Annotated in this window: 25 protein-coding genes and 1 tRNA gene; 14 read left to right on the forward strand and 12 right to left on the reverse strand. The window is 71.5% G+C overall.

From position 1 onward, the window contains the following. The first annotated feature begins 22 nt into the window (after nucleotides 1-22). On the forward strand, nucleotides 23-646 hold the full coding sequence (locus tag EXE47_RS01130; RefSeq protein WP_049930465.1) for an adenylate kinase: 624 nt from the start codon (nucleotides 23-25) through the stop codon (nucleotides 644-646). Nucleotides 647-835: 189 nt separating this feature from the next. After that, nucleotides 836-1,738 (forward strand): DUF106 domain-containing protein, encoded by a 903-nt coding sequence (locus tag EXE47_RS01135; protein WP_049930467.1) that lies wholly within the window; start codon nucleotides 836-838, stop codon nucleotides 1,736-1,738. Between the two features lie 60 nt (nucleotides 1,739-1,798). Here the strand turns inward: EXE47_RS01135 and EXE47_RS01140 are convergent, their stop codons facing one another. The 4 genes from EXE47_RS01140 to EXE47_RS01155 all read right to left on the reverse strand — a co-directional run bounded on the left by EXE47_RS01140 (nucleotide 1,799) and on the right by EXE47_RS01155 (nucleotide 6,326). Beyond that, entirely contained in the window at nucleotides 1,799-2,821 is a 1,023-nt protein-coding gene (locus tag EXE47_RS01140) for a carbohydrate kinase family protein (RefSeq protein ID WP_089308292.1), read from the reverse strand. Between the two features lie 4 nt (nucleotides 2,822-2,825). Further along, nucleotides 2,826-4,082 (reverse strand): DHH family phosphoesterase, encoded by a 1,257-nt coding sequence (locus tag EXE47_RS01145; RefSeq protein WP_089308291.1) that lies wholly within the window; start codon nucleotides 4,080-4,082, stop codon nucleotides 2,826-2,828. 75 nt (nucleotides 4,083-4,157) lie between these two features. Then, entirely contained in the window at nucleotides 4,158-4,622 is a 465-nt protein-coding gene (locus EXE47_RS01150; RefSeq protein WP_049930471.1) for a universal stress protein, read from the reverse strand. A 120-nt stretch (nucleotides 4,623-4,742) separates the two neighbouring features. Beyond that, complete coding sequence (locus tag EXE47_RS01155; RefSeq protein ID WP_089308290.1) at nucleotides 4,743-6,326, reverse strand: heme-binding protein; 1,584 nt, start codon at nucleotides 6,324-6,326, stop codon at nucleotides 4,743-4,745. A 564-nt stretch (nucleotides 6,327-6,890) separates the two neighbouring features. Between EXE47_RS01155 and EXE47_RS01160 the strand changes: the two genes are divergently transcribed. Further along, nucleotides 6,891-7,496, forward strand: coding sequence for a PadR family transcriptional regulator (locus tag EXE47_RS01160; RefSeq protein WP_049930475.1), 606 nt, complete (start codon nucleotides 6,891-6,893; stop codon nucleotides 7,494-7,496). Between the two features lie 36 nt (nucleotides 7,497-7,532). On the opposite strand, the gene EXE47_RS01165 is transcribed toward EXE47_RS01160, so the two are convergent. Then, nucleotides 7,533-8,336, reverse strand: a complete 804-nt coding sequence (locus EXE47_RS01165) for an SDR family oxidoreductase (protein ID WP_167373078.1) — start codon at nucleotides 8,334-8,336, stop codon at nucleotides 7,533-7,535. A 116-nt stretch (nucleotides 8,337-8,452) separates the two neighbouring features. Here EXE47_RS01165 and EXE47_RS01170 point away from each other — a divergent pair, with 116 nt between their 5' ends. From EXE47_RS01170 to EXE47_RS01185, 4 genes are all read left to right on the forward strand, one after another. After that, a complete protein-coding gene (locus EXE47_RS01170) occupies nucleotides 8,453-8,674 on the forward strand; it encodes a hypothetical protein (RefSeq protein WP_089308289.1) in 222 nt (73 codons plus the stop codon). A gap of 212 nt (nucleotides 8,675-8,886) precedes the next feature. Next, on the forward strand, nucleotides 8,887-9,912 hold the full coding sequence (locus EXE47_RS01175; protein ID WP_089308288.1) for an ABC transporter substrate-binding protein: 1,026 nt from the start codon (nucleotides 8,887-8,889) through the stop codon (nucleotides 9,910-9,912). After that, entirely contained in the window at nucleotides 9,912-10,715 is an 804-nt protein-coding gene (locus EXE47_RS01180; protein ID WP_049930481.1) for an ABC transporter permease, read from the forward strand. The genes EXE47_RS01175 and EXE47_RS01180 overlap by 1 nt, the downstream gene beginning before the upstream one ends. Beyond that, nucleotides 10,703-11,518 (forward strand): ABC transporter ATP-binding protein, encoded by an 816-nt coding sequence (locus EXE47_RS01185; RefSeq protein WP_089308287.1) that lies wholly within the window; start codon nucleotides 10,703-10,705, stop codon nucleotides 11,516-11,518. The genes EXE47_RS01180 and EXE47_RS01185 overlap by 13 nt, the downstream gene beginning before the upstream one ends. 32 nt (nucleotides 11,519-11,550) lie before the next feature. On the opposite strand, the gene EXE47_RS18605 is transcribed toward EXE47_RS01185, so the two are convergent. Together EXE47_RS18605 and EXE47_RS01190 are read right to left on the reverse strand one after the other, a co-directional pair. Continuing rightward, on the reverse strand, nucleotides 11,551-11,724 hold the full coding sequence (locus tag EXE47_RS18605; protein ID WP_167373077.1) for a hypothetical protein: 174 nt from the start codon (nucleotides 11,722-11,724) through the stop codon (nucleotides 11,551-11,553). 58 nt (nucleotides 11,725-11,782) lie between these two features. Then, nucleotides 11,783-12,007, reverse strand: a complete 225-nt coding sequence (locus EXE47_RS01190) for a hypothetical protein (protein WP_089308286.1) — start codon at nucleotides 12,005-12,007, stop codon at nucleotides 11,783-11,785. A gap of 157 nt (nucleotides 12,008-12,164) precedes the next feature. On the opposite strand from EXE47_RS01190, the gene EXE47_RS01195 reads away from it, so the two are divergent. Further along, entirely contained in the window at nucleotides 12,165-13,325 is a 1,161-nt protein-coding gene (locus EXE47_RS01195; RefSeq protein ID WP_089308285.1) for a BMP family protein, read from the forward strand. After that, nucleotides 13,325-15,754, forward strand: coding sequence for a methyl-accepting chemotaxis protein (locus tag EXE47_RS01200; protein WP_089308284.1), 2,430 nt, complete (start codon nucleotides 13,325-13,327; stop codon nucleotides 15,752-15,754). Before EXE47_RS01195 ends, EXE47_RS01200 begins: the two co-directional genes overlap by 1 nt. 71 nt (nucleotides 15,755-15,825) lie before the next feature. On the opposite strand, the gene deoC is transcribed toward EXE47_RS01200, so the two are convergent. Both deoC and EXE47_RS01210 read right to left on the reverse strand, forming a co-directional pair. Continuing rightward, nucleotides 15,826-16,473, reverse strand: coding sequence for a deoxyribose-phosphate aldolase (gene deoC / locus EXE47_RS01205; protein WP_089308283.1), 648 nt, complete (start codon nucleotides 16,471-16,473; stop codon nucleotides 15,826-15,828). A gap of 198 nt (nucleotides 16,474-16,671) precedes the next feature. Continuing rightward, nucleotides 16,672-17,034, reverse strand: coding sequence for an Hsp20/alpha crystallin family protein (locus EXE47_RS01210; RefSeq protein ID WP_089308410.1), 363 nt, complete (start codon nucleotides 17,032-17,034; stop codon nucleotides 16,672-16,674). 244 nt (nucleotides 17,035-17,278) lie between these two features. Here EXE47_RS01210 and EXE47_RS01215 point away from each other — a divergent pair, with 244 nt between their 5' ends. Continuing rightward, on the forward strand, nucleotides 17,279-18,619 hold the full coding sequence (locus tag EXE47_RS01215; RefSeq protein WP_089308282.1) for an aminotransferase class III-fold pyridoxal phosphate-dependent enzyme: 1,341 nt from the start codon (nucleotides 17,279-17,281) through the stop codon (nucleotides 18,617-18,619). A 24-nt stretch (nucleotides 18,620-18,643) separates the two neighbouring features. On the opposite strand, the gene EXE47_RS01220 is transcribed toward EXE47_RS01215, so the two are convergent. Continuing rightward, nucleotides 18,644-19,309, reverse strand: a complete 666-nt coding sequence (locus tag EXE47_RS01220; RefSeq protein WP_049930492.1) for a non-canonical purine NTP pyrophosphatase — start codon at nucleotides 19,307-19,309, stop codon at nucleotides 18,644-18,646. A gap of 103 nt (nucleotides 19,310-19,412) precedes the next feature. Here EXE47_RS01220 and EXE47_RS01225 point away from each other — a divergent pair, with 103 nt between their 5' ends. After that, nucleotides 19,413-19,826, forward strand: a complete 414-nt coding sequence (locus tag EXE47_RS01225; RefSeq protein ID WP_089308281.1) for an SHOCT domain-containing protein — start codon at nucleotides 19,413-19,415, stop codon at nucleotides 19,824-19,826. Nucleotides 19,827-19,856: 30 nt separating this feature from the next. Here EXE47_RS01225 and EXE47_RS01230 read toward each other — a convergent pair whose 3' ends face one another. Then, a complete protein-coding gene (locus EXE47_RS01230; protein ID WP_086215679.1) occupies nucleotides 19,857-20,888 on the reverse strand; it encodes a zinc-dependent metalloprotease in 1,032 nt (343 codons plus the stop codon). Between the two features lie 130 nt (nucleotides 20,889-21,018). On the opposite strand from EXE47_RS01230, the gene EXE47_RS01235 reads away from it, so the two are divergent. From EXE47_RS01235 to EXE47_RS01245, 3 genes are all read left to right on the forward strand, one after another. Beyond that, nucleotides 21,019-22,092: a M28 family peptidase gene (locus tag EXE47_RS01235; protein ID WP_089308280.1), complete on the forward strand. Its 1,074-nt coding sequence runs from the start codon at nucleotides 21,019-21,021 to the stop codon at nucleotides 22,090-22,092. Between the two features lie 106 nt (nucleotides 22,093-22,198). Continuing rightward, nucleotides 22,199-22,273 (forward strand) — tRNA-Glu (locus EXE47_RS01240). A gap of 220 nt (nucleotides 22,274-22,493) precedes the next feature. Continuing rightward, nucleotides 22,494-22,958, forward strand: a complete 465-nt coding sequence (locus EXE47_RS01245) for a DUF302 domain-containing protein (RefSeq protein WP_086215672.1) — start codon at nucleotides 22,494-22,496, stop codon at nucleotides 22,956-22,958. A 21-nt stretch (nucleotides 22,959-22,979) separates the two neighbouring features. Here the strand turns inward: EXE47_RS01245 and EXE47_RS01250 are convergent, their stop codons facing one another. Beyond that, nucleotides 22,980-23,210: a hypothetical protein gene (locus tag EXE47_RS01250; RefSeq protein ID WP_049930499.1), complete on the reverse strand. Its 231-nt coding sequence runs from the start codon at nucleotides 23,208-23,210 to the stop codon at nucleotides 22,980-22,982. Nucleotides 23,211-23,321: the final 111 nt, after the last annotated feature.

Here is a 23,321-nt window from a genome sequence, read left to right on the forward strand (position 1 = left end):
GGCGGCCCGCGACCGCTCCGATATGAGTCACCGAATTCTGCTGCTGGGGGCGCCGGGTGCCGGGAAAGGGACACAGAGCGCGAAGCTGGCCGACGCGTACGGCGTCGAGCACGTCACGACCGGCGACGCGCTCCGCGCGAACAAGGACATGGAGACGGAGTACGGCACGCCGCGCTCGTTCATGGAGGCGGGCGAGCTGGTGCCGGACCCGGTCGTCAACGAGATCGTCGAGGCCGCGATCGGCGACGCCGACGGGTTCGTCCTCGACGGCTACCCGCGCAACCTCGATCAGGCGGAGTACCTCTCGGAGATCACCGACCTCGACGCCGTCATCCTCCTCGACGTCGACGAGGAAGTGCTCGTCGACCGGCTCACCGGGCGCCGCGTCTGCGACGACTGCGGCGCGAACTACCACGTCGACTTCCAGCCGCCCGAGGAGCCGGGCGTCTGCGACGAGTGCGGCGGCGAGCTGATCCAGCGCGAGGACGACACCGAGGAGACCGCCCGCGAGCGGCTCGACGTGTTCTACGACAACACCGAGCCCGTGATCGACCACTTCCGCGACGAGGGCGTCCTCGTCGAGGTCGACGGCGAGGCGACCCCGGACGAGGTCTTCGCTCGGATCCGCGATGTCGTCGAGAGCTAATCCGCCGCGTGGCCGGGAGCCAATCCGCCGCGTGGCCGGGAGCCAATCCGCCGCGTGGCCGGGAGCCAATCCGCCGCGTGGCCGGGAGCCAATCCGCCGCGTGGCCGGGTGCCAGTCCGACCGGCGCCGGGGGCCGACCGAGCGACGATCCTACAAGGTTCTTAACCGTCGACCGCTAACCGGCCGCTAATGAGCAAAGTCGAACGGCGAGTCCGCTCGCTGGTCCGCGAGGACGGCGAGATGCGGGACGCCATCGAAACCGTCCTCGACAACGCTAGCGGCGGCGAGGTGCGTTGGGTCGACGTCCGCGACCAGATCACCAGCGGACAGTGGGGCCGGCTCATCGAGAAGGAGATCCTCGTCGACGGCGAGGAGGGCTTCGCGCTTGCCGACCGCGACGACATCGAGGCCGGGATGGAGGACGACTCGGGCGGCGGCGACGTTGAGACGCCGGAGACGACCTCCTGGTCGAAGTGGGATAAGCTGGCCGGGCTGGCGACGCTCGGCGCGTTCGTCGGCTACGCGGTCTCGCCGGTCCGGAACGCGATCGCCGGCGGCATCGACGTCGTCCTCGGCCCCCTTCTGAACGTCGTCCCCTTCTACGTCGTCATCATGGTCATCGCGCTCGGCACGGGGATGTACTCGACGCTGCTGCGCGCCGGGCTCATGGACATGGAGAAGATGGGCGCGTATCAGGAGCGGATGAAGGACATCCAGGAGCGCCGGAAGGAGGCCGAGAAGCGCGACGACGACGAGGCGCTCGACGAGATCCAAGAAGAGCAGATGGAGGCGATGGGCGACCAGCTCGGCATGTTCAAAGAGCAGTTCCGCCCGATGGTGTGGATCATGTTCCTCACCATTCCGGCGTTCCTCTGGATGTTCTGGGTGATCGGCTACCGCGGGTCTGAGGCCGCGTACCCGGCCGTCGCCGCCCAGGAGCTCGTCGTCCCGCTCGCGGGCACCGTCACCTGGGACACGGGGATCGTCGGCCCGATCCAAATGTGGATCCTCTGGTACTTCCTCTGCTCGATGGCGTTCACCCAGCTCGTCCAGAAGAGCCTCAACATCGAGATGTCGCCGTCCGCCTCGTAGGCAGCGCCGCGCTCTCCGGCGCTCCCCCTCCGTTTCCCTTCGCCGCCGCCGTTCTCCCTCTCACTCCCGTTCCGCGAGGAGCGCTTCCACCTCCTCGCGCGACGGGATCGACCCCATCCCGCCGACCGACCGGACCGAGAGCGCGGCGGTCGCGTTGCCGAACGCGACCGCCTCGCGGAGCGCCTCCGCGTCGGCTCCGGACTCAGACTCGGCACTCCCCGCGAGCCGCGAGAGCAGGCCCGCGGTGAACGCGTCGCCGGCGCCGGTCGCGTCGACCGCCTCCGCCGGGAACCCGTCGTGCCGGACCGTCGTGGCCCCCCATGGCGCGTCGTCGGTACTGACCGCGAGCGCGCCGTCGCGGCCGAGCGTGACGACGACGGTGTGGGGGCCGAGCGCGAGCAGGTCGCGGGCCAGTTCCCCGCCCTCGCTCGTCGACAGCCCGGCCGCGGCGGCGTCCTCGTCGCTACACAGCACGACGCCGCTCTCGGCGACCGTCTCGCGGACCGCGGTCGACGCCGCCTCCGCCGTCTCCGGCGGCACCAGATCGGAGCGGTAGTTCACGTCGAACGAGACGGGACACCCGGCGGCGGTCGCCGCCGAGCGGAGCTCGCGGGTGGCCGCCCGCCCCCGCAAGTGCGTCAGCGCCACGCCGCCGAGGTGGACCCACGGCGGCGCGCTCGCGCCCGCCGGCGACGCCGCGCCGTCGTCGCCCGTCAGCGCTTCGGTCGGGACTGCGTCCGGGTCGAACCCGAACGTCGCGTCGCGGTCGCCGTAGAAGGAGAACCGCGGCCCGCCTTCGCCGGGCGGCGACACCACGGCGAGCGTCGTCTTCCCCTCGACGCGCTCGACGTGCGTCTCCGGAATCTCCGCCGCGGCGAGCGTCTCGGCGAGGAAGTCGCCGAACGCGTCGTCGCCGAGGCGCGTCCAGAACGCCGGCGGCGAGCCGAGCCGCGCGAGCCCGACCGCGACGTTGGCGGGCGCGCCGCCGGGCCGGTGGGCGTAGCTGTCGACCTCCCGCAGCGTCTCCCCGGAGTCGGGCACGAAGTCGACGAGCGTCTCTCCGGCGACGAAGATGCCGGCCATTGTCCTACTCGGCCGCCGCGGCCTCGTCGGCGCCGCTCGCCTCGGCCTCGACTTCCTCGGCGACGGCCTCGAACGCCGCGAGGATGACGCGCTTACACGCCTGTCCCTCGGTGCTCCAGTGGTGGGCGTAGTCCAGCATGTCGTCGTAGATGTCGGGCTTACAGCCCGCCGCCTGCGGGTGCCCGCCGCCGTTCACTCGGCCGGCGACCTCGTGGGCGTGCCGGAAGTCGTCCGACCCCCGGATCGAGGCGGAGCCGGCGGGCTTGACGATCACGGCGGCGTCGGCCCCCGCCTCGCGGAGGCGCTCCGCGACCTCGTTCTGCGAGCAGCGGCCGTAGGTGACCGCGACGCGCCAGTCGCCGACCTCATGCGTGACCGCGCGGTCGACCGCGAGGTCGATGCGCGCCTCCTTCTCGACCCGGCGCTCCGCGACGAACGACCGCACCGCTTCCGGGAGGTCGACGCCGTACGCGCCGACGACGGCCGCGTACTCCTCGGCGCCGGCCCAGTAGGAGTAGTCGGCGAGGTCGTCGGAGCGAGGGTCCTCCTTGAGCCAGAGGTCGTGGTCGCGCGTGACCTCGGCGAGCTCGGCCCAGCGGTCGTCGAAGGCGTAGTCGAGCGACCGGAGCGTCACGTCGGCGGTACACTCCTCGTCCGACTCGCCGACGACGAGGTCGACGCCGGCCTCGCGGACCGCGTCGGCGGTCTCGTCGTCCCACTGGTGGTGGTCGAACCACCGGATCGCGTCGGTCGAGTCAGCCAGCTCCGTTAACGGCTCCGCGATCCACTCGTAGTCGTCGGGGCAGAGGTCACAGACGAACAGGTCGATCCCGTCGTCGGCGTACTTTTCGACGCGTTCGAGCGCGGTGTCGATCGAGTACGGCCCCGCCGAGACCAGCCCGACCGGGGACTCGGCGTGGGCGTCGCCGAGGGGGTCGTCGTCGCCCTCCCCCTCGTCGTCCGCCGCGGGCTCGTCCGGCTCGTCGCTCCCGCTCTCGCCTTCGAGCCGGGCCGCGACGGCGTCCTCGAAGGGTCCGACGTCGAGGGCGGCGTCGTACGCCTCGCGGATCATCGCGGCGCAGGCGAGACCGTCGGCGTCGCCGTCGGCGATCACGACCGCCTCGCTGCCCTCGATCGCCTCCCTCGCCCGCCGCTCCGCGCGTTCGTCGTCCAGCGAGTCCGGGTAAAAGAAGCCCTTCCCCGGCAGCTTCGTGTACCGCGACCGGGGGGCATCCCCCGTCTCGATGAGGTCGTCGTCCATACCGTCGAGGCGGGCGGCAGCCGGAAAACTCCGCCGCTCTCGCGGCGAGCGGCGGTCGCGTCGCCTTCGCGACGCTCAGATCGTCGTCCGCCGAGGGTCCTCGTCGGTCAGCTGTCGGACCGTCAGCACCGGGACCGGGCAGGTCCGGACGACGCGCTCGGCGACGGAGCCGATGAGAAAGCGGTTCTCGCCGTGGCGGCCGCGGGTGCCCATCGCGACGAGGTCCGCGTCGGCAGACCGGGCGTACGCGTCGATCTCCGAGGCCGGACGGCCCTCGCGGACCTCGATGGTCACGTCGAGGTCGCCGTCGCGGTCGTGGGCCGCGTCCGCGACGCGGTCGAGCGCGTCGCTCCCCTGATCGTCGAGCGCGTCGCGGAGGTCCTCCCGGACCGTGTCGGGCGACGACTCCACCTCGCCGGCGTCGACGACGTACACCGCGTGGACCTCGGCGTCGAACCGCGCCGCCACGTCGACCGCGACCGAGACGGCCCGTTGAACGCTGTCGGAGCCGTCGGTCGCGACCACGATGGTGTCGAACATGGCCACCCGTTCGCCGCAACGACACCTAAAACCCGGCGGTCGGCGGAAGCGCACGCGGTCGGCGGACACGCCGACGGTTCGCCGCCGACTATGTCTAAAATCCTCGCCAGTCGGGCGCCGCTACGCCAGGAAGACGTGGCGCGGGCGATCGGCGAGCACGTCGCGGCCCCACTGGACGGTCTCGGAGAACTCGTCGGAGCGGAAGAAGCCCATCGCGTCCTCCTTCGCGTTCCACTGGCTGGCGATGAACATGTCGTTCTCGTCTTCGGTGTTCACCATCAGGTCGGTCTCGACGTGGCCGTCCATCTCGGCGAGCAGGTCGCCCACGTCGTCGAAGGTGTCGACGAACTCCGTCTGGTAGTCGGGCTTGACGGTGTAGAACATCCCCATCGTGCCGAAGCCGGACTCCTCGCCGGCGCGGGCGACGATGTCGGGCAGCTCCGAGAGGAACCCCGCCGCGGTCTCCGCCGCCGACGCGGTGTCCCAGATCGAGACGACGGCGGCGCGGTCGGTGTGGCGCCCCTCGTACACCGCGGTCTTGACGTGGGTGCCGTAGTGGTCGAAGTTGCCGCGGAGCCCCTCGACCTCGTCGAACAGCTCGTCCACGTCGGCCTCGCTGTACAGCACGGTGGCGTACACGTCCTCGCCGTGCGGCTTCCCGGCGTAGATGTCGAGGTCGGCGAGCTCGCCGCGGATATCCTCGTCCGAGGCCCCGCCGTCGCCCTCGTCCTCGCCGTGGGGGTGGTCGCCCTCGCCGCCGGCATCCCCCTCGCCGTGGGGATGGTCGCCGTGCGCGGAGCCGCCGCCCGCACCCGAATGGTCGTGGCCCTGACCGTGGCCGTGCGCGTCGTCGCCGTGACCGCCCTCGCCGTGACCGCCCTCGCCGTGCGGGTGGCCGGCGCTGTCCTGCTCGGGGACGCGCCCGGTCGGGACCGACTCGCCGCCGAGGAAGGCGTCGAGGTCGCGCGGCGGGAACCGCCGGCCGACGTAGAAGTCGCCGAACTCGCCGTAGCGGGAGGAGGCCGGGTCGAACCGCATCTCGTAGACGATGTCCTTGATGTCGGTCGGGTCCGCGCCGAACAGCGTGACGCCCCACTCGTGGTCGTCGAAGCCGACCGAGGAGGCGATCACCTGCTTGATCTTGCCCGCGTACTCCTTGCCGACCTCGCCGTGGCCCGCCATCAGCTCGGCGCGCTCCTCGAAGTCGAGGTCGTACCAGTTGTGTTCCTCGCCGCGGCGCTTGCTCATCGGGTAGAAGCTGACGTACTCCTCGTCGGGGATGTCGGGCTTCAGCTTCCCCTCGATGTACCGCTTGAGCCCCTCGTCGACGGCGTCGGCGCCCTCCTCGAAGTAGTCGTCCGAGACGTAGCCAGACACCTCTGTGACGGAGACGTAGGAGGTCTCGCGCTCGGTGAACTTCGCGAGCGCGGTGTCCTCGAAGCGGCGCTCGATCGCGGAGAGGTCGTCGAGCGACGGCCGGAAGTGGAGGAAGAGGAGGTCCGCCTTGTGTCCCAGCACCGAGAACAGCGCCGACTCGCCGTCCTCGGCGTCGGCGACCAGCTCGCGGTGTTTCAGGAAGGCCTCGCCCTCCTCGATCGCTCGCTGCCGCTCAGACTCGGGCGCCTCGCGCCAGGCGTCCCAGTCGATCGATCGGAAGTCGTGCAGCGAGAACCACCCTTCGGCGGTCTGTGGAGCCTCGACCATACGTCGGGTTCGGGCCGCGCGACTTAGGGGTTTGCGGGTCGTCCCGACGCGCTGTAATCCGTCGGCTCGTCCCCGTTCGTGCCCGAGTCGAAGCCGGCACCAGTGGTTTCGAAGCCCCAGCCGCTCGGCAGTACGTGAGTTCTTATGACCGGTCGATCGGCACGAACATCCCGAAGCCCCAGTCGGGAGGCGGTCGCACGCTCGCCGCGCTCCTCGTCACTCTCTCCGTTCGTTCCTGCGGTGCTCGCGTCGCCTGCGGCCGCCTCCCGACTGCCCCTTCGAGTCCCGCCCGCGACCGCACCTCACACCTCCCCAGCCTCGTCGGGCGCGTCTTCGGGCTCCCGCCGGTCGCCCTCGTCGCGCCCGACCCCCTCGCGCGTGCTCCTCGCGGCCAAGGGCCGCTCGCAGGCACGCGCCACCGCGATTCATATTATTAGCGCATCACACCCGCCCCCGTCCGCTCGGGTCACCGACGCCCGCGAACCGCTCCGGTCGTCGCGACTCGCGCCGCTCGCCGTCGCCGTGACCGAAACCCTTTCGACGCGACCCCGAAAAGTCGGGACGATGCGGAAAAGCGGCCCGCCGAAAGGACTGATCTCGTACCTCGTCTTGGAGCTGCTCGACGAACGCCCGCGATACGGGTACGAGCTGCTCGGCGAGATAACCGAGATCAGCGGCGGCCACTGGGAGCCCTCCTACGGCTCCGTCTACCCGATCCTCTACAAGTTCGAGGAGGAGGGAGTCGCCGAGCGCGTCGAGCGCGCGGACGAGCCCGACCGCAAGTACTTCGCGCTCACCGACGCGGGCCGCGAGGAACTCGCCGAGAAGCGCCGCGAGATCGGCGGCGAGGCGCGGGACTTCGGCGACGTGGTCCTCGGATTCTACCACCTGTACGCCGCGCTCGCCACAGACGGCCGGTTCGAGGTCGACGACGCGGACGCCGACTGGGCGTTCTCGGAGCGGTACAGCGCGTGGATCGTCGAACAGATGATCCGCCACCACGAGCGCGACTTCGGCGAGTTCGAGCGGATCGACGCCTCCCCAGACGAGTTCTACGCGCGGGCGGACGATGCGGACGCGCCGTCGGAGTCCGGGGGTGCCCCCGGCGAGGCCGAGACCGCGGACGACGCGGAGGAGTCGGAGGGGGCGTCCGGCGCGGCCGACGACTGATTCCCTAGTCGGCGGTGAGCGGCGACGCCCCGCGACTCACCGGTGAAGCAGCCGCCACAGGAGTCCGCCGGGGAGCCCGGCGCGGACGAGCCGGTCGTACAGCCGGTCGGGGAGGACGCGACCGAGCCGCGGTAGCCACCGCGCTCGGCGGCTCACCCGATACCGCGTTCGCGGTCGGTCGGCGGTCGTCGCCGTCACCACGCGCTCGACGACGGTCTCGACGTCCGTGGCCGCCGGGGAGTACCCCTCGAACGCGCGGTAGGCGGCGGCGTACGGCCCGTCGCCGTCGGCGGCCTCGACCGCGGCGGCCGCCCGCTCGTTGAAGCCGGTCCGGACGGGACCGGGCTCGACGAGCGCCACGTCGACCCCGCGGGGCGTGACCTCCCGGCGGAGCGCGTCGACGTAGCCGTCGAGCCCCGCCTTCGCGGCGCTGTACGCGCCGTGGTACGGCAGCGCGACCGACCCGACCATCGACCCGACGACCACGACCCGTCCGCCGCGCTCGCGGAGCGTCGGGAGCGCCGCGGAGACGGTCACGTGGACCGCGGTCAGGTTCGTCTCTAGCTGTCGCCGGAACGCCTCGGCCGAGGCGTCCTCGACTGCCGCGATCTCGTAGCCGCCGACGCAGGAGACGACGGTGTCCAGGGGACGGTCGGCGAGCAGGTCGCGGACGGCGGCCTCGTCGCGGAGGTCGACGACGGCGGTCTCGACCGCCTCGGGCAGGTCGGCGAGCCCGTCCGCGTCGCGGTCGACGCCGAGCACGTCGTGGCCGGCGGCGGCGAGCGAGCGCGCGACGCCGCCGCCGATCCCGCCCGCGGCCCCCGTCACGAGAACGTCCATGACGGGCAGTGCGCGGCGCCCCCAGTAGACGGTGGCGGTTCGCGGCGCCGGCTCCGGGGGCCCGTCTCGACCCGCCGCCCGAAGGCATATATCCGCCACGGGCGATTGTCGGCGTAATGTCCACCAACGAGCCGTCCGTCCCGATCGTGTGCGACGAGTGCGAGACGGAGACCCGCGTGCCCCTCGACGACCTCGCGGACGCGCTCGATAAACACAACGACCAGAAACACGGCGGCGAGGCCGTCGCGGAGGTCGATCCGGCGATCAAAGACCGGCTCGCCGACCTCGTCGCCGAGGACTTGGGGCTGTTCGACGAGGAGCCGGCCGAGGGGGCGTGAGCGCCGCCGCGAGCGACCACCGGGAACCGGAGCGCTCGGCGGCACGCGCCAGCAATATTTGCGTCGTTCGGTGACGAGTGTTTTCGCAGTATCTCCGGTATACGGGGCTTTGAACTCTCGAAACGCCACTTCCGTCGTCTTCCGCCGTCACCGGAACGCGCTTCCGTTGCTGGTGACGCGAGAGTGTTGCCCGCGGGGCCGCTTCCGTAGGTATGTACGACTCAACGCGGACAGCGTCGCGGCGGTCGTTCCTCGCGGCCGCGGGCGGAACTGCGACGGTCGGCCTCGCCGGCTGCCTCGGCGGCGGGAGCGGCGGGCTCGACGAGATCACGGTCGCGCACATGCCGATCTACCCCGACCTCCAGTGGTACGTGATGGAGGGCGAGGGATACTTCTCCGAGGTCGACGCCGAGGTCACCGGCCAGGAGTTCGGCAACGGCCCCGACATCGTTCAGGCGCTCGGCGGCAGCGACATCGACATCGCGATGTTCGGGATCGTACCCGCGATGATCGCGATCGACCGCGGTATCGCCGCGCGGGTGACCGCCGCGAACATCCGGGAGCCGATGGGGATCATGGCCGAGTCCTCGTTCCACGAGACGTTCGAACAGCAGGGCGCCGACGCGTTCGCGGCGTGGGAGGAGGAGCAGGGCGAACCGTTCACCTTCGGCACGTTCCCACAGGGGAGCGTCCCCGACGTGCTGTTGCGCTTCTGGCTCCGCGATGTCGGCGTCGACCTCGCAGCGAACGACAGCGTGGAGATCATCGAGATCAGCGGGGCGAGCTCCGTCTGGCAGGCGATTGCCAACGACGAGATCGACGGCACCTCGATCATGGAGCCGGTGCCGACCATCGCGCAGGCGGAGGGGTCGTCGGTGGAGATGCTGCGGACCGCCGCCGAGGTCCTCCCCGGCCAGCCCGCCGCGGTCACCCTGATGAGCGACGAGGTCCGGGACTCCCCGATCGCGGCGCAGTTCCTCGAACAGCACGTCCGCGCGACCGACTTCATCGAGGAGAACCCCGACGCGACCGCGGGCCACGTCGAGGAGGGAATCGGGATGCCAGTCGACCGCGCGCGGAAGGCGCTCGACTCGCCGCTGTCGAACTTCATCACCGACCCCGCCGAGATCACGGACGCGACGCAGGTGTTCGCCGAGTTCGCGGCCGATAACGGCCAGACCGACGAACAGCTGTCGAACGACCAGATATTCGACCTCGGGGTGTACGACTCGCTCTGATGGCGACCGAAACCGCATCGCGCGTCGACGAGGACGGCGCGTTCGCCGGCGTCGGGCTCGGAGACGGGCGGCGGCTCCTCCGGGGCGCCGCGGGGGTCGTCGGGTTCCTCCTCGTCTGGCACGCCGTCTCGCTCACCCAGGATCCGTTCGTCCTCCCCTCGCCGGTCGCGGTCGCCGGGGCGTTCGCCGGCGAGCTCGCGTCGGGAGACATGACGACGGCGCTGTATCAGAGCGTCCGCCACTGGATCCCCGGTACCGTCGCCGGAACGGGCCTCGGCGTGGCCGCCGGCGTCGCGTTCGCTTGGAGCGGCCTGCTGGACGACCTGACGGCGCCGCTCGTCCGCACCCTGCGCCCCGTCCCGCCGCTCGCGCTGATCGGCTTCGCGATCGCTTGGTTCGGGATCAACGACTGGGGCGCGGCGTTCATCATCGCGGTCGGCGCGTTCTGGATCAACTTCTACGCGGCGTACGGCGCCGTGGAGGGCGTGAGCGAGGACCTCCTCGACGTGGGGCGGACCCTCGGCGTCCGCGGCGACCTCGACGCGGTCCGGTCGATCGTCCTGCCGGCGTCGCTGCCGGGGATCATGACCGGGATCCGGACCGGACTGGGACGGTGTTGGATGCTCGTCGTCGCCTCGGAGATATTCGGCGTCCCCGGGGTCGGCCGCGAGATCATCCGCGCCAGCAACAACCTGCGCGTCGACCGGGCGATCGCGTACATCCTCGTGTTGAGCCTGATGTACCTGCTCGTCGACGTCGCGTTCCGCGCGGTCGAACGGAGGGCGTTAGCGTGGCGGGCGTGAACGGAGACGGCGCGGCCGGACGCGACGGGGAGACTCCCCCCACCGCGGCGGCCAGCGTCGCGCTCGACGGGGTCGGGAAGACGTACCCCGGCGACGGCGAGGGCGGCTCGGTGCGCGCGCTCGACGACGTGTCCTTCTCGGTCGCCGACGGGGAGTTCGTCTGTCTCGTCGGCCCGTCCGGCTGCGGGAAGACGACGCTGTTCCGGGTCGTGGCCGGGCTGACCGAGGCGACCGACGGTCGCGTCCTCCTCGACGGCACCGAGGTCACGGGGCCGACGACGGACATGGGCGTCGTCTTCCAGGAGTACCACCTGTTCCCGTGGCTCACGGTCGAGGAGAACGTCGGGTTCGGGCTCGAACGGAGCGACCGATCGGCCGCCGAGCGCGAGGCGCGCGTCGACGAGATGCTCGACCTCGTCGGGCTGACCGAGTTCCGCGGCGCCTACCCGAAGTCGCTGTCGGGCGGGATGAAACAGCGCGTCGCCATCGCCCGGTCGCTCGCGGTCGACCCGGACCTGCTGCTGATGGACGAGCCGTTCGGCGCGGTGGACGCTCAGACCCGCGAGATGCTCCAGCGGGAGCTACTCGACGTGTGGGAGTCGACGGGGAAGACCGTCCTCTTCGTCACGCACGACGTCGCGGAGGCGGTGACGCTCGCCGACCGGGTCGTCGTGATGGCCGCCGAGCCCGGCCGCGTCCGCGAGGTCGTCGATGTCGACGTCGAGCGCCCGCGCGACCGCGGCGACGCCGCGTTCGCGGAGTACGTCGGCCGCGTGCGAGAGCTGATCGGCGCCCACCCGTAGCCCCGTCCCCTTCGCGCCCGGCGCCTCACACCCTACTCCTCGCCGTCCGCCTGATCCTCGACGCTCGCCGACAGCTCGTCCACGTGGGTACGGAGCATCGCGAGCGTCGCGTCCGCGTCGGCGTACCCCTCGTCGTAGTCGTCGAAGGCGGCCGTCGCCCGGTCGAGAAATCGCTCTACCGCCGCGTCGGTCGGCTCGTCGGTCATGGGTCACGCTCCGCCGGCGAGCGGTTTATGTCTCCCGGCGGGGAGCGCGCGGCGACCGTCAGCGCCGACGGAGGGCGTACGTCGTGTAGCCGACCGCGACGACGAGCGCGCCGTACAACAGCGTTCCGAGCAGGGCGGGCGACGCGGTGACGTACTCGCCGAACGGGTCGGTCAGCGCCAGCACGGCCACGATGAGCGCGGCGGAGATGGCGATCCCGACCGCGCCGAACGTCTTGAACGCCGCGTCGAGGTCGAATCCACGCGATCCCGGTTGGTGGCTCATACCCCTTCGTACGCGCTCAGGTTATAAATCCGTCCGACTGGATTCTCAGCCTCGGGGAACGGTGGTGACCGGACCGCCGGGGCTGTGAGCGCGGTTTACTATTATCATTGATAATTTGCTCCGAGGCGTTTTAGCCCTCGGTCGAAACCGGTGCGACATGACGCAGACGGGACCCACGACGCTCTCTCGACGGCGGCTCGCCGCCGGTCTCGGGGGGGCTGTGGCGGGCGCGCTGGCCGGGTGCCTCGGCGACGAGGCCCCCGGTTCGGCGTCGATAGACACCGGCAACGACGAACCGGCGGACGACGAGGCCGACGGGGGAGACGCGATCCGGAACGCGGCGGACGCCAGCGCGACGGTCGGGATGATCTACGCGCTCGGCGGGCTAGACGACCGGTCGTTCAACGACGCCGCGAACCGGGGCATCCAGCGCGCGCGCCTCGATCACGACGTGGCGTTCGCGAACGAGGAGCCGACCTCGATCCCGGAGTTCGAGACCGCGCAGGACGCCCTCTCGTCGTCGACCGACCCCGCCTACGACCTGATCTGCTGTATCGGCTTCCTCCAGGCGGACGCGCTCTCGACGGTCGCGGGCGAGCACCCCGACCAGCGGTACGCAATCGTCGACTCGGTCGTCGACCGCGACAACGTGGCGAGCTACGTGTTCCGCGAACACGAGGGGTCGTTCCAGGCCGGCCACCTCGCCGGGCTGGTGACGGACCGCGACGTGTCCGTCGGCGCGGGGTCGACCGTCCCCGACGAGCGGACCGTCGGCTACGTCGGCGGCGTCGACTCGCCGCTCGTCCGCAAGTTCGAGGCCGGCTACCGCGCCGGCGTCGACCACGCGACCGCGGACGTGTCGGTGCTGTCAACGTACCTCGGCGCGTTCGACGACCCCGAGGGCGGGTACGCCGCCGCCGCGGAGATGTTCGAACAGGGGGCCGACGTGGTGTACCACGCGGCCGGCGGGAGCGGACTCGGCGTGTTTCAGGCGGCCCAGGAGTACGGCCGGTACGCGATCGGCGTCGACTCCGACCAGTCGCGCAGCAACCCGCGGTACGCCGACGTGATCCTCGCGTCGATGGTGAAGCGGGTCGGCACCGCGGTGTACGACGCCGTCGAGGAGACGATCGACGACGACCTCGCCACCGGCTCCACGACGGCGCTCGGGCTCGCCGAGGACGGCGTCGCGCTCGTCTACGGTACGACGCTCGGGCCGGTGATCCCCGACGACGTGCGCGCCGCGATCGTCGACTCCGGCGAGCGGATCGTCGCCGGCGACCTGTCGGTCCCCACGGACCCGGAGGCGGTGAACTGATGGCACCCGACTCGTTCGAGCGCCTCGTGCGCGCGGTCGGGCGGCTCCTCCCGAACGCGGTGCGCCGCCGGTACGCCGCGAAGTTCGCGCTGGCGTTCCTCGTGGTCGCGGCGGTCGTCGTCGCCGGGGGCGCGTTCACCTACCTCCAGACCGAACAGACCGTGGAGTCGGACGCGACGACGCAGCTCGCCGAGACCGGCGGCCTCCAGGCCGACGCGATCGGGTCGTGGACCGAGCGGATGAGCACCGAGACGCGGTCGATGTCGGCGGCCGACGCGCTCCGGTCCGACCGGCGCGCGCCGGCGTACGTGCTGTTGAAAGACCAACTGCTCTCCGAGGACATCGTTAGCATCCACCTCGTCGACGCGGCGCAGGACCGGGTCGTCGCCAGCACCGAACGCCCCTTAGAGGGGCGCGCGCCGAGCGACCTCGACGCGCCGTGGAGCGACGCGGACGTCCCCGAGGGGGTCGGCGAGGACGACCGGGTCTGGCGGTCGGACCGCTCGTACCGGTCGCCCGTACTCAACGATCGCCCGGTGATGGCGTTCGCCAGCTCGGTGCCGCGGGCCGATGGCCGGTACCTCGTCGTGGTCACCCGCATCCAGCCGCAGCTCGAACGCATCCAGAACAGCGACACCGGGGAGGAGACGATGATCCTCAACGCCGCCGGGCAGACCGTCCTCGACATCGACGGCACGGTCGACGAGGCGGAACACGCCGACGGCGTCGAGGCGATCCGGGAGGGCAACGCCACGACCGCGACGCGGATCGGCGACGGTCAGGTCCACGCGTACGCCTCCGTTCCCGACACCGACTGGGTGGCCGTCACGAGCGTCGACCAGTCGACCGCGTTCGCCGTCCGCAACGACGTGGGGAACTCCGTGCTGCTCCTCATCCTCCTCACGCTCGCGTCGCTGGGCGTCGTGGGCGCCGTCCTCGGAACTCGAACGGTGCTCCCGCTCTCGCGGCTCCGCAACCGCGCCGAGCGGATCGAGTCGGGGGACCTCGACGTCGACCTGTCGACCGGACGGATCGACGAGATCGGCCGCCTGTTCAGGAGCTTCGGGGAGATGCGGGACTCGCTCCGGGACCGGATCGCCGAGGCCGAGACCGCCGCCGACGAGGCCGAGGCGGCCCGCGAGGAGGCGGAGGCCGTCACCCGCGACATGGAGGCGCGTGCGGCCGACTACAGCGAGGTGATGGGCGCGGTCGCGGACGGTGACCTCACGCGCCGGATGGACCCGGACGCGGACCGCGAGGCGATGCGCGAGATCGCCGAGGAGTTCAACGACATGGTGGCCCAGCTGGAGCGGACCACCGCGCGGGTCGCCGCCTTCGCCGGCGAGGTCGACGGCGCGAGCGCGGAGCTCGCGGCCGGCGCCGACGAGGTCGAGACCGCGAGCGGGACCGTCAGCGAGCAGATTCAGGAGATCGCCGACGGCGCGATCAGTCAGGACGAGCGCCTCGACGAGGTGAGCGACGAGATGAGCGACCTCTCCGCGAGCATCGAGGAGGTCGCCTCGTCCGCCGCGTCCGTCGCGGAGACCGCCGAGGCCGCCGCGGAGCGCGGCGAGTCCGGCCGCGAGGCCGCCTCGGAGGCGCTCGACGAGATGGACGCGATCGAGGCGCGCTCCGCGGCCGCGGTCGAGCAGATGGAGGCGCTCGACGAGCGCATGGACGAGATCGACGAGGTGGTGGAGTTCATCACCGACGTGGCCGAGCAGACGAACATCCTCGCGCTGAACGCCTCGATCGAGGCCGCCCGCGCCGGCGAGGCCGGCGAGGGCTTCGCGGTCGTCGCCGACGAGGTGAAAGAGCTCGCGGAGGAGACGCAGGAGGCCGCCGCCGAGATCGAGTCGCAGATCGCGACCGTCCGCGAGGAGACCGACGCGACGGTCGATGACATCCGCGAGACAAACGAGCGGATCGACGAGGGGGCGGACACCGTCCGCGAGGCCTCGTCGTCGCTCGAAGCGGTCGTCGACGCCGTCGAGGAGACGAACCACGGCGTTCAGGAGATCAGCGAGGCGGCCGAGGACCAGGCGCGGTCGACGCAGCGCGCGGTCGAGGGCGTGGAGGACGTCGCCGAGGTGAGCGGGGAGGTCGCCGCCGGCTCCGAGCAGGTGTCCGCCGCCGCAGAGGAGCAGACCGCGACCGTCGCCACCATCGCGGAGAACGCCGACCGGCTCCGGGGACAGGCCGAGTCGCTCTCCGAGTCGGTCTCCGCCTTCGATGTCGATGTCGACCCCGAGGAAATCGAGGGCGCGGAGTCCGACGGCCTCGACGGGGCCGAGGGCGACGACGCGGTCGGAGGCGACCAGCGACGCGACGCCGGGAACGGGACCGTCGGGGACGCCGACGGATCGCCGTCCGGTGACGGGCTCGCCGCCGACGGCGACGGGCGCCCCCCGTCGTCGGACGAACGTTAGCCCTGCTTCGGGCTCGCTATTGACGAACGAGCGCGAGGGCGACCTTTCGACTGCGTACCGACGAACGAGCGTTACTCCCCGCTCTCCGGGTGTCCCTCGACGATAGCCACGCCGGACGACGCGCCGATCCGCACCGCGCCGGCGTCGAGCATGGCCGTCGCCTCCTCGTAGGAGCCCACGCCGCCGGAGGCCTTCACGGGAAGGTACTCGCTCATCAGCTCCACGTCGGGGACGGTCGCGCCGCCGTCGGCAAACCCGGTCGACGTCTTCACCATGTCGGCGTCGGCGGCGACCGCGGCCTCGCACGCGCGGCGCTTCTCGGCGTCGTCGAGGAGGGCGGTCTCGATGATCACCTTCACCGGGACGGGCACGGCCGCGACGACGTCCGCGAGCTCGTCGGCGACCGCGCCGCCGTCGCCGGCCTTCAGCCGGCCGACGTTGATCACGAGGTCGACCTCGTCCGCGCCCGCCTCCCACGCCGTGACCGCCTCGTCGCGCTTGACCGTCGGGTCGTGTTGCCCGTGCGGGAACCCCACCACGGTGGCGATCGCCGCGGGCTCTGCCTCATACTCGGCCGCTTCGGCGACGTAGCACGGCGGGATACACGCGTTCATCCCGTGCGCGGCGGCCTCGTCGAGAACGGTCCGCACGTTGTCCCAGGTCGTCTCCGGACCGAGGACGGTGTGGTCGATGCTGGCGGCGAACTCGTCGCGGTTCATGGGTCGACCGTCGCGCGCGGCAGTAAAAGGCGTGCGGGGTCGGCGCGACCGACTTGACGACCGGTCGCTCCGGCACGAACGGGAGCGCGTTCGGAACAACGAGGGAACGGAACTCGCGGGGAGGGGGCCCGGCGCGATGCCGGTCCGTCGCGACTACGGGGCTCGGAGACCGAGGGTCGCGGGCCGAGCGCGGCGGCGTCAGCTCTCGATCTCGATCTCCGTGCCGCTGACGGCGCTCTCGACGGTCACGGGGAGCCGCACCGTCAGGATGCCGTTCCGGTATTCGGCCTCGATACCGTCCTCGTTGATCGCCTTCGGGAAGCGGAACCGACGGTGGTACGTCCGCCGGGTCCCGCGGTGTTCGTCCTCGTGTTCGCCGGCGACGTTAAGCACGCCGTCGTTCCACGAGGCGGTGATCTCCGACGGGTCGAACCCCGGAAGCTCGACCGACAGGACGAACTCGCCGTCCTCCTCGTACAGTTCGTAGTCGTTGCTACCGGATTCGAACAGTCTGCTCGGGAAGTCGAGTCCCTGTGTCCACGTGTTCGCTGGCTCGAGCATGGGCATCGCTGACCACCTCGAACTCATCTAATTATAGGGTTGCGATTCTATAAAAATCTAACGTATCTTGGTGTTGAGTCTCACACAACGGTCGACGGCCCGTCCCACCGAGCGGCGCTCCGTACAACTGCGCCGACGGATCCGGTCGCCGTCTCAGGCGCCGTCTGGCGAACAAGAGTTAGAGATTTCTCCAACGTTCGCGCGTTCGCCACGAATTTATTCCGTCCGCGTGCCACCGGGAGGCATGGATCGCGACACCGCCACGCCTGCCGTCGCCGACCTGCCGGGCGAGCGCGCTCGCGAGTGGGTCGATTACCACCACGAGTCGGCCGCGCCGAGCACCTACGTCTACGAGTTCGTCTGGGACCGCACCGCCCCCGCCGAGGGCCCGTTCTGTACCGACGTCGACGGCAACGTCCTCATGGACTTCACCAGCCACGTCGCCGCCGCGCCGCTCGGGTACAACAACCCGCTGATCATGGACCGGCTCGCGGAGTTCGACCTTGTCGACCCGCTGAAGATCGCCGGGCAGGACTTCTACGCGGCGGGCGGCCCCTCACCCGGCGACGGGATCCCCGGGGCTTCCGGGCTCATGGACCGCCTGACGGACCTGACGAGCCACTACGACATGGACACCGTCTTCCTCTCGAACTCCGGCGCCGAGGCGGTCGAGAACGCCATCAAGATCGCGTACGACGCCTCGGACGGCGCGAAGTACGCCATCACCTTCGACGGGGCGTTCCACGGGCGGACGCTCGGCGCGCTCTCGCTCAACCGCTCGAAGTCCGTGTACCGCCGCGACTTCCCCGAGGTCAGCGGCGTGATGGACGTGCCGTACTGCGACGACCGGACCTGCTCGCCCGAGACCTGCTCGTGCGGCTTCTTCGCCGACGGCGTCTCCCGGCTCCGCCGGAAGCTCGACCCGGAGCGCGGGAACGTCCACCCGGACGACGTGGCCTACCTCATCCTCGAACCGATCCAGGGCGAGGGCGGCTACCGCTTCCCCTCGGACGCGTTCACCGACGAGATCGCGGCGCTCGCCGACGAGCACGACATCACGGTCATCGCCGACGAGATCCAGTCCGGGGTCGGCCGCACCGGCGAGATGTGGGGCTCGGACCACTACGCGTACGACCCCGACGTGATCACGAGCGCCAAGGGGCTCCGCGTGGGCGCGACCGTCTCCCGGAGCGACGTGTTCCCCGAGGAGAGCGGCCGCCTCTCTTCGACGTGGGGTGCCGGCGACCTGATCGCCTCCGCGCAGGGCGCGCTCACGCTCGACGCCATCGAGGAGGCGAACCTCATGGACAACGCCGTCGTCCGCGGTCGGCAGTTCAAGGAGACGCTGCGCGACGCCGACCTCGACCCCGTCGCGGACGTCCGCGGGAAGGGACTGCTGCTCGCTGTCGAGTTCGACACGAAGGAGCGCCGGGACGCGGTCGTGGAGAACGCGTTCGAGCGCGGGCTCCTCACGCTCGCGTGCGGCCACAAGGTCCTCCGGATCCTCCCGCCGCTCGACGTCACCGAACGCGAGATCGACCTCGGCTGCGACCTCCTCACCGACGCGATCGCGGACACGGCCTGAGCCGCCGGGGAGCGAAACCGAGCCTCAGCGGTCCGCGTACCACTCCGCGAACTTCTCTAAGGCTCGCCCGCGGTGCGACACCGCGTTCTTCCGGTCGGTGTCCATCTCCGCGAACGTCTCGCCGTCGTGTTCGAAGATCGGGTCGTAGCCGAAGCCGCCGTCGCCCCGCGGCGCGACGATCCGGCCCGGGACGTACCCCTCGAACAGCTTGACCGGGAGCGGCTCCGCGCCGGCTCCGGCCGCGCCGCCCTCGCCGTCGCTCCCGCCCTCGCCCGCCGCGTCCGGTCCCGCCGCCGCGGCCGCGTCGCGGTCGCCTTGGTCGACGGGGTCGGGGCTCGCGGCGAACCCCTCGCCGTCGCAGTAGCCGAGCGTACACCGGAAGGCGGCGCGGCGGTCGTCGAGTTCGCTCGCGACCTCGTGGACGCGCTCGATCCCGAGCGTCTCCTCAACGTACGAGGAGTACGGGCCCGGGAACCCGTCGAGCCCCTCGACGAACAGCCCCGCGTCGTCGACGAGGACCGGGGCGTCGGCGTGGCGGTACGCCTCCCGGGCCCCCTGGGCCGCGATCGGGCCGAGGTCGTCGGCCTGGACCTCCGTGTAGTCGAAGTCGAGTCGCTCCACCGAGCCGTCCGGGAGGTACCGCTCCGCCTCGCGGACCTTCCCCGGGTTCGTCGTCACGTACCTGAGCACGGATCCACGTGGGTGCGCCCGCGAGGAATAGCCGTCGGTCGCCCGCAGGGAATCGACCGACTCCGGCAGTACGTTTTTATCGCCTCGGCGACAGCAGTCGCGCATGGCCCTCCCCACGTTCGAGAAGAAGCGGCTGATCGGTCTCATCGCGATCCTCTCGTTCGGGCTCACGTCGCTGTCCGCCGTCCTCCTCCCGAGCCCGGTGGCGCCGCTCGGACCGGCGATTTTCATCACCGGCTTCTTCATCCTGATCCCGCTGGTGGTGGTGCTCGGCGGGGACTTCCCGCTCGTCGCCGCGGACGATGCCGACGCAGGATCGGCGTCTCCTTCCGCCGAACGGCCCGTGGCGGCGCTGCGGGAACGCTACGCGAACGGCGAGATCGACGAGGCGGAGTTCGAGCGGCGGCTCGACCGGCTGCTCGCGACCGAAGACCTCGACGAGCGGTTCGAGCGAACGTCCGCCGGGTTATCCGACCGGTCCGGCGAGAACAGAGCACGCGAGTACGAACTGGAGTGACGCCGGCCGGCCCGACGCGGCAACTCCCGCTCAGGGGTCGACGCGGGCGATCCACGCGTCCGGGTCGTCCAGCTCGTCGCCGGTCGGGAGGTTCTCGGCGCGCTCCCACACCGCGCCCGCGGCCTCGATGCCGCGCTCGTCGGCGACGTGCCGGAAGAACGCGGCCCCGCGCTCGTACTGCCGCCGCTTGAGGCCCAGTCCCAGCAGGCGCTGGGCGAGCCGCCGCACCGGGCCGCCCCCGCCTCGACGCTCGTCCAGCTTCGCCCGGAGGTCCGCGTACTCGCCGTCGAACGCGCGGTCCATCAGGACCTCGGCGTACCCCTCGACCGCCGTCATCGCGGCCTGGAGCTCCGCGAACGCGTCGGGGTCGAGCCCGCGACTCACGCCCCCTTCGCCGCCGACCATCCCCTCGACGCCGCGCTCGACGCGCGACTCGAGGTACTCTGGGAGCCACGGGGCCGCGCCGAACTCGGCGGCGTGGGTCACCTCGTGGAACGCGATCCACCGCCGGAAGCGGGGGTAGTCCACGTCGAGCGCGCTCGCGACCGCGACGATGTTCGGGTGAACGAAGTAGAGACCGTGGTCGGCGTCCGGCTCGTCGGCGAGGAGGAGGGGGTCGTACTGGCCGAGGACGTTCCGCGAGAGGAAGCCCAAGGCGAACGCCATCGACCCCGTGTTGGCGACTCGGCTGACGTCCTGCGCGAACGCGGGGCCGCGCTTCGCGGGTGTCGCGTCGAACGTCCCGTCGGGTCCGCCGGGGTCCGCCGCGGCCGCCTCGATCGGGTCCATCACGCGCCGGAACGTGCCGACGCTCGCGTCGATCCAGTGGTGGCGGTTCTGTACCTCGACGGTGTCGGGCACGTCGAACTCGATCCCGGCGACCTCGGTGAGCCGCGAGCGGGCGTCGCGAACGTCGGCGGCGTACCCCGCGCGCTCCGCGTCGGAGATCGCGATCGATCCGGGGTCCGTGGCCTCCTTCGCGGCCGACGCGGCCCGATCCCAGTCGACGACGCCCGGTCCCTCGGCCTCGGCGACGGCCCGGACGCTTCGGAGGATGTCCATACGGACCGGACGTGCGGGCGACTCAAAGCGCTTGTGTCGACCGATCCGCGCCCCGGCGGACTCGCCGGCGGTCCCGGCGCCGAACGCCGACACCGACGTTTTCTTCCCGGCCGCCCCACAGCCACCGAGCATGGACGACACGCGCCGCGCGTTCCTCGACGACCTCCTCGCGACGCCGAGCCCCTCGGGCTTCGAGACGGCCGCCCAGCGCGTCTGGACCGACTACGTCCGCGCGTTTGCGGACCGGGTCGACACCGACTCGTACGGCAACGCCGTCGCGGTCCACGAGGGCGACCCGGACGCGCCGACGGTCGCCGTCACCGGCCACGCCGACGAGATCGGGTTCATCGTCCGGGACGTGCTCGACGACGGCTTCCTCCGGATCGGGCGGATCGGCGGCGCCGACCGCACGGTCTCGAAGGGCCAGCACGTCACGGTCCACGCCGACGAACCCGTTCAGGGCGTGATCGGCCAGACCGCGATCCACCTCCGTGACGGCGACGAGGAGTACGAGGATATCGCCGGGCAGTTCGTCGACATCGGCGCCGCCGACGCCGACGCGGCGCGCGACCGCGTCGAGGTGGGCGACCCGGTCACGTTCTCGACCGGGCTCCGCGACCTCGTCGGCGACCGGATCGCCGCCCGGGGGGTCGACAACCGGGCCGGCGCGTGGGCGGCCGCGGAGGGGCTCCGGCGCGCCGCCGAGGCGGACGTCGACGCGACGGTGTACGCGGTCTCCACCGTTCAGGAGGAGGTCGGGCTCCAAGGTGCGCGAATGGTCGGCGTTGACCTCGACGACGTCGACGCGTTCGTCGCGGTCGACGTCACCCACGCGACCGACAACCCGGACGTCGACCGCGAGCGACGCGGGCCGGTCGAACTCGGCGCCGGCCCGGTGATCGGCCGCGGGAGCGCGAACCACCCGGTCCTCGTCGACCTCGCGCGCGACGCGGCCGCCGACGCCGGCGTCGACGTCCAGATCCAGGCGGCCGGCACCCGGACCGGGACCGACGCTGACGCGTTCTACACGGTGCGCGGCGGGACCCCCGCGCTCAACGTCTCGATCCCGAACCGCTACATGCACACGCCGGTAGAGGTGATCGACACCGCCGACCTCGACGGCGTCGCCGACCTCCTTGCGGCGCTCGCCGCGGCCGCGGGCGACCGCGAGGGGGCGACGAATCCGTTCGCCGTCGACGTCTGAACCGGCCGCCGTCGGTCCGCTCGGCACGACAAACCGGGGCACGGCGGCGTCGAAACGGAACTGTTTTACAATCGTCTTTCCTACCGTCAATTGCGACGAAAGACGTGCTCTGGTGGTGTAGTCCGGCCAATCATATCACCCTCTCACGGTGATGACCTGGGTTCAAATCCCAGCCGGAGCATTTCTCTCTCGATGCGACCGAACCCGATCAGTACCGGCCGTACTCGACCGCCCGCCGTCGGTCGACGCATCGCTCCGCCTCCGTCGGTCGACGCATCGCTCCGCCTCCGTCGGTCGACGCATCGCTCCGCCTCCGCCGGACCGATCGGCCACCGTTCGAGGTAGCGGCAGGTGTTGAGACGGCGTCCGGGTTTTAGCTGGCGGCGCGCGAGCCACGGCGTATGAGCGACGCCGCACGCCCCGCCCCCACCGCCGACGAGGCGCTCCACACGACCGTCGACCTCCCCTTCGAGGACGCGGTGCCGTTCGTCCAGCTCGAACACGAACTCGCCGACTTCGAGACCGTGCGCGTCACGCGGCTCGACGAGATGATCGAGGGGATGCTCGGCCACGACGACGCCGAGCGGACCGCGCTGATCGTCGTCTGTCACCCCGAGATCGCGTCCGACGCGCTGCGGATCGACCCGACGCTCGCCGGTATGCTCCCCTGTACCACGGTCGTGTACGAACGCGCCGGCGACGACCGCGTCCACGTCCACCACGTGTCCGCCACCAAGGCGATCCGCGACCTCGGCTGCGCGTCGGCGGCCGGGGCCGACGAGGGCGCGGTCGAGGACCTCGTGGCGAAGACCGGCGAGCTGATGGCCGTCGTCTGGGAGAACATCGAGCGGCACGGCCGGGAGTAGCCTCGGACGGCTCGGCCGCGCTCACCGGTTCAGCCGCCACCGGATCACCGCGGCGGCGACGAGGACCGTCCCGAACGTGACGACCCCGGAGATCAGCGCGCCGCGGGCGCTGTTCGCGCCCGTCGCGAACGCGCTCACCGACGCGGAGCCGCCGACCAGCGCCGCCCCGCCGGCTACCCCGCCGAACCCGATACAACAGAGGCTCAACAGGCCGACCGCGGACAGCGACCCGAGGATCCCGTCGTCGCTCATCGCTTCCCTCACCGCGGGCGACGGGGAAATAGGTGGTGGGGTCGGGCGCGACTGGCGCCCCGTCGTCGGGGGGCGGCCGGCGTCGCTCGTCGGCGTCCCGCGGCCGTGGTC

The organism is Halorubrum sp. GN12_10-3_MGM, assembly GCF_005435235.1.
In the GTDB taxonomy this organism is placed as follows: Archaea; Halobacteriota; Halobacteria; order Halobacteriales; family Haloferacaceae; genus Halorubrum; species Halorubrum ezzemoulense.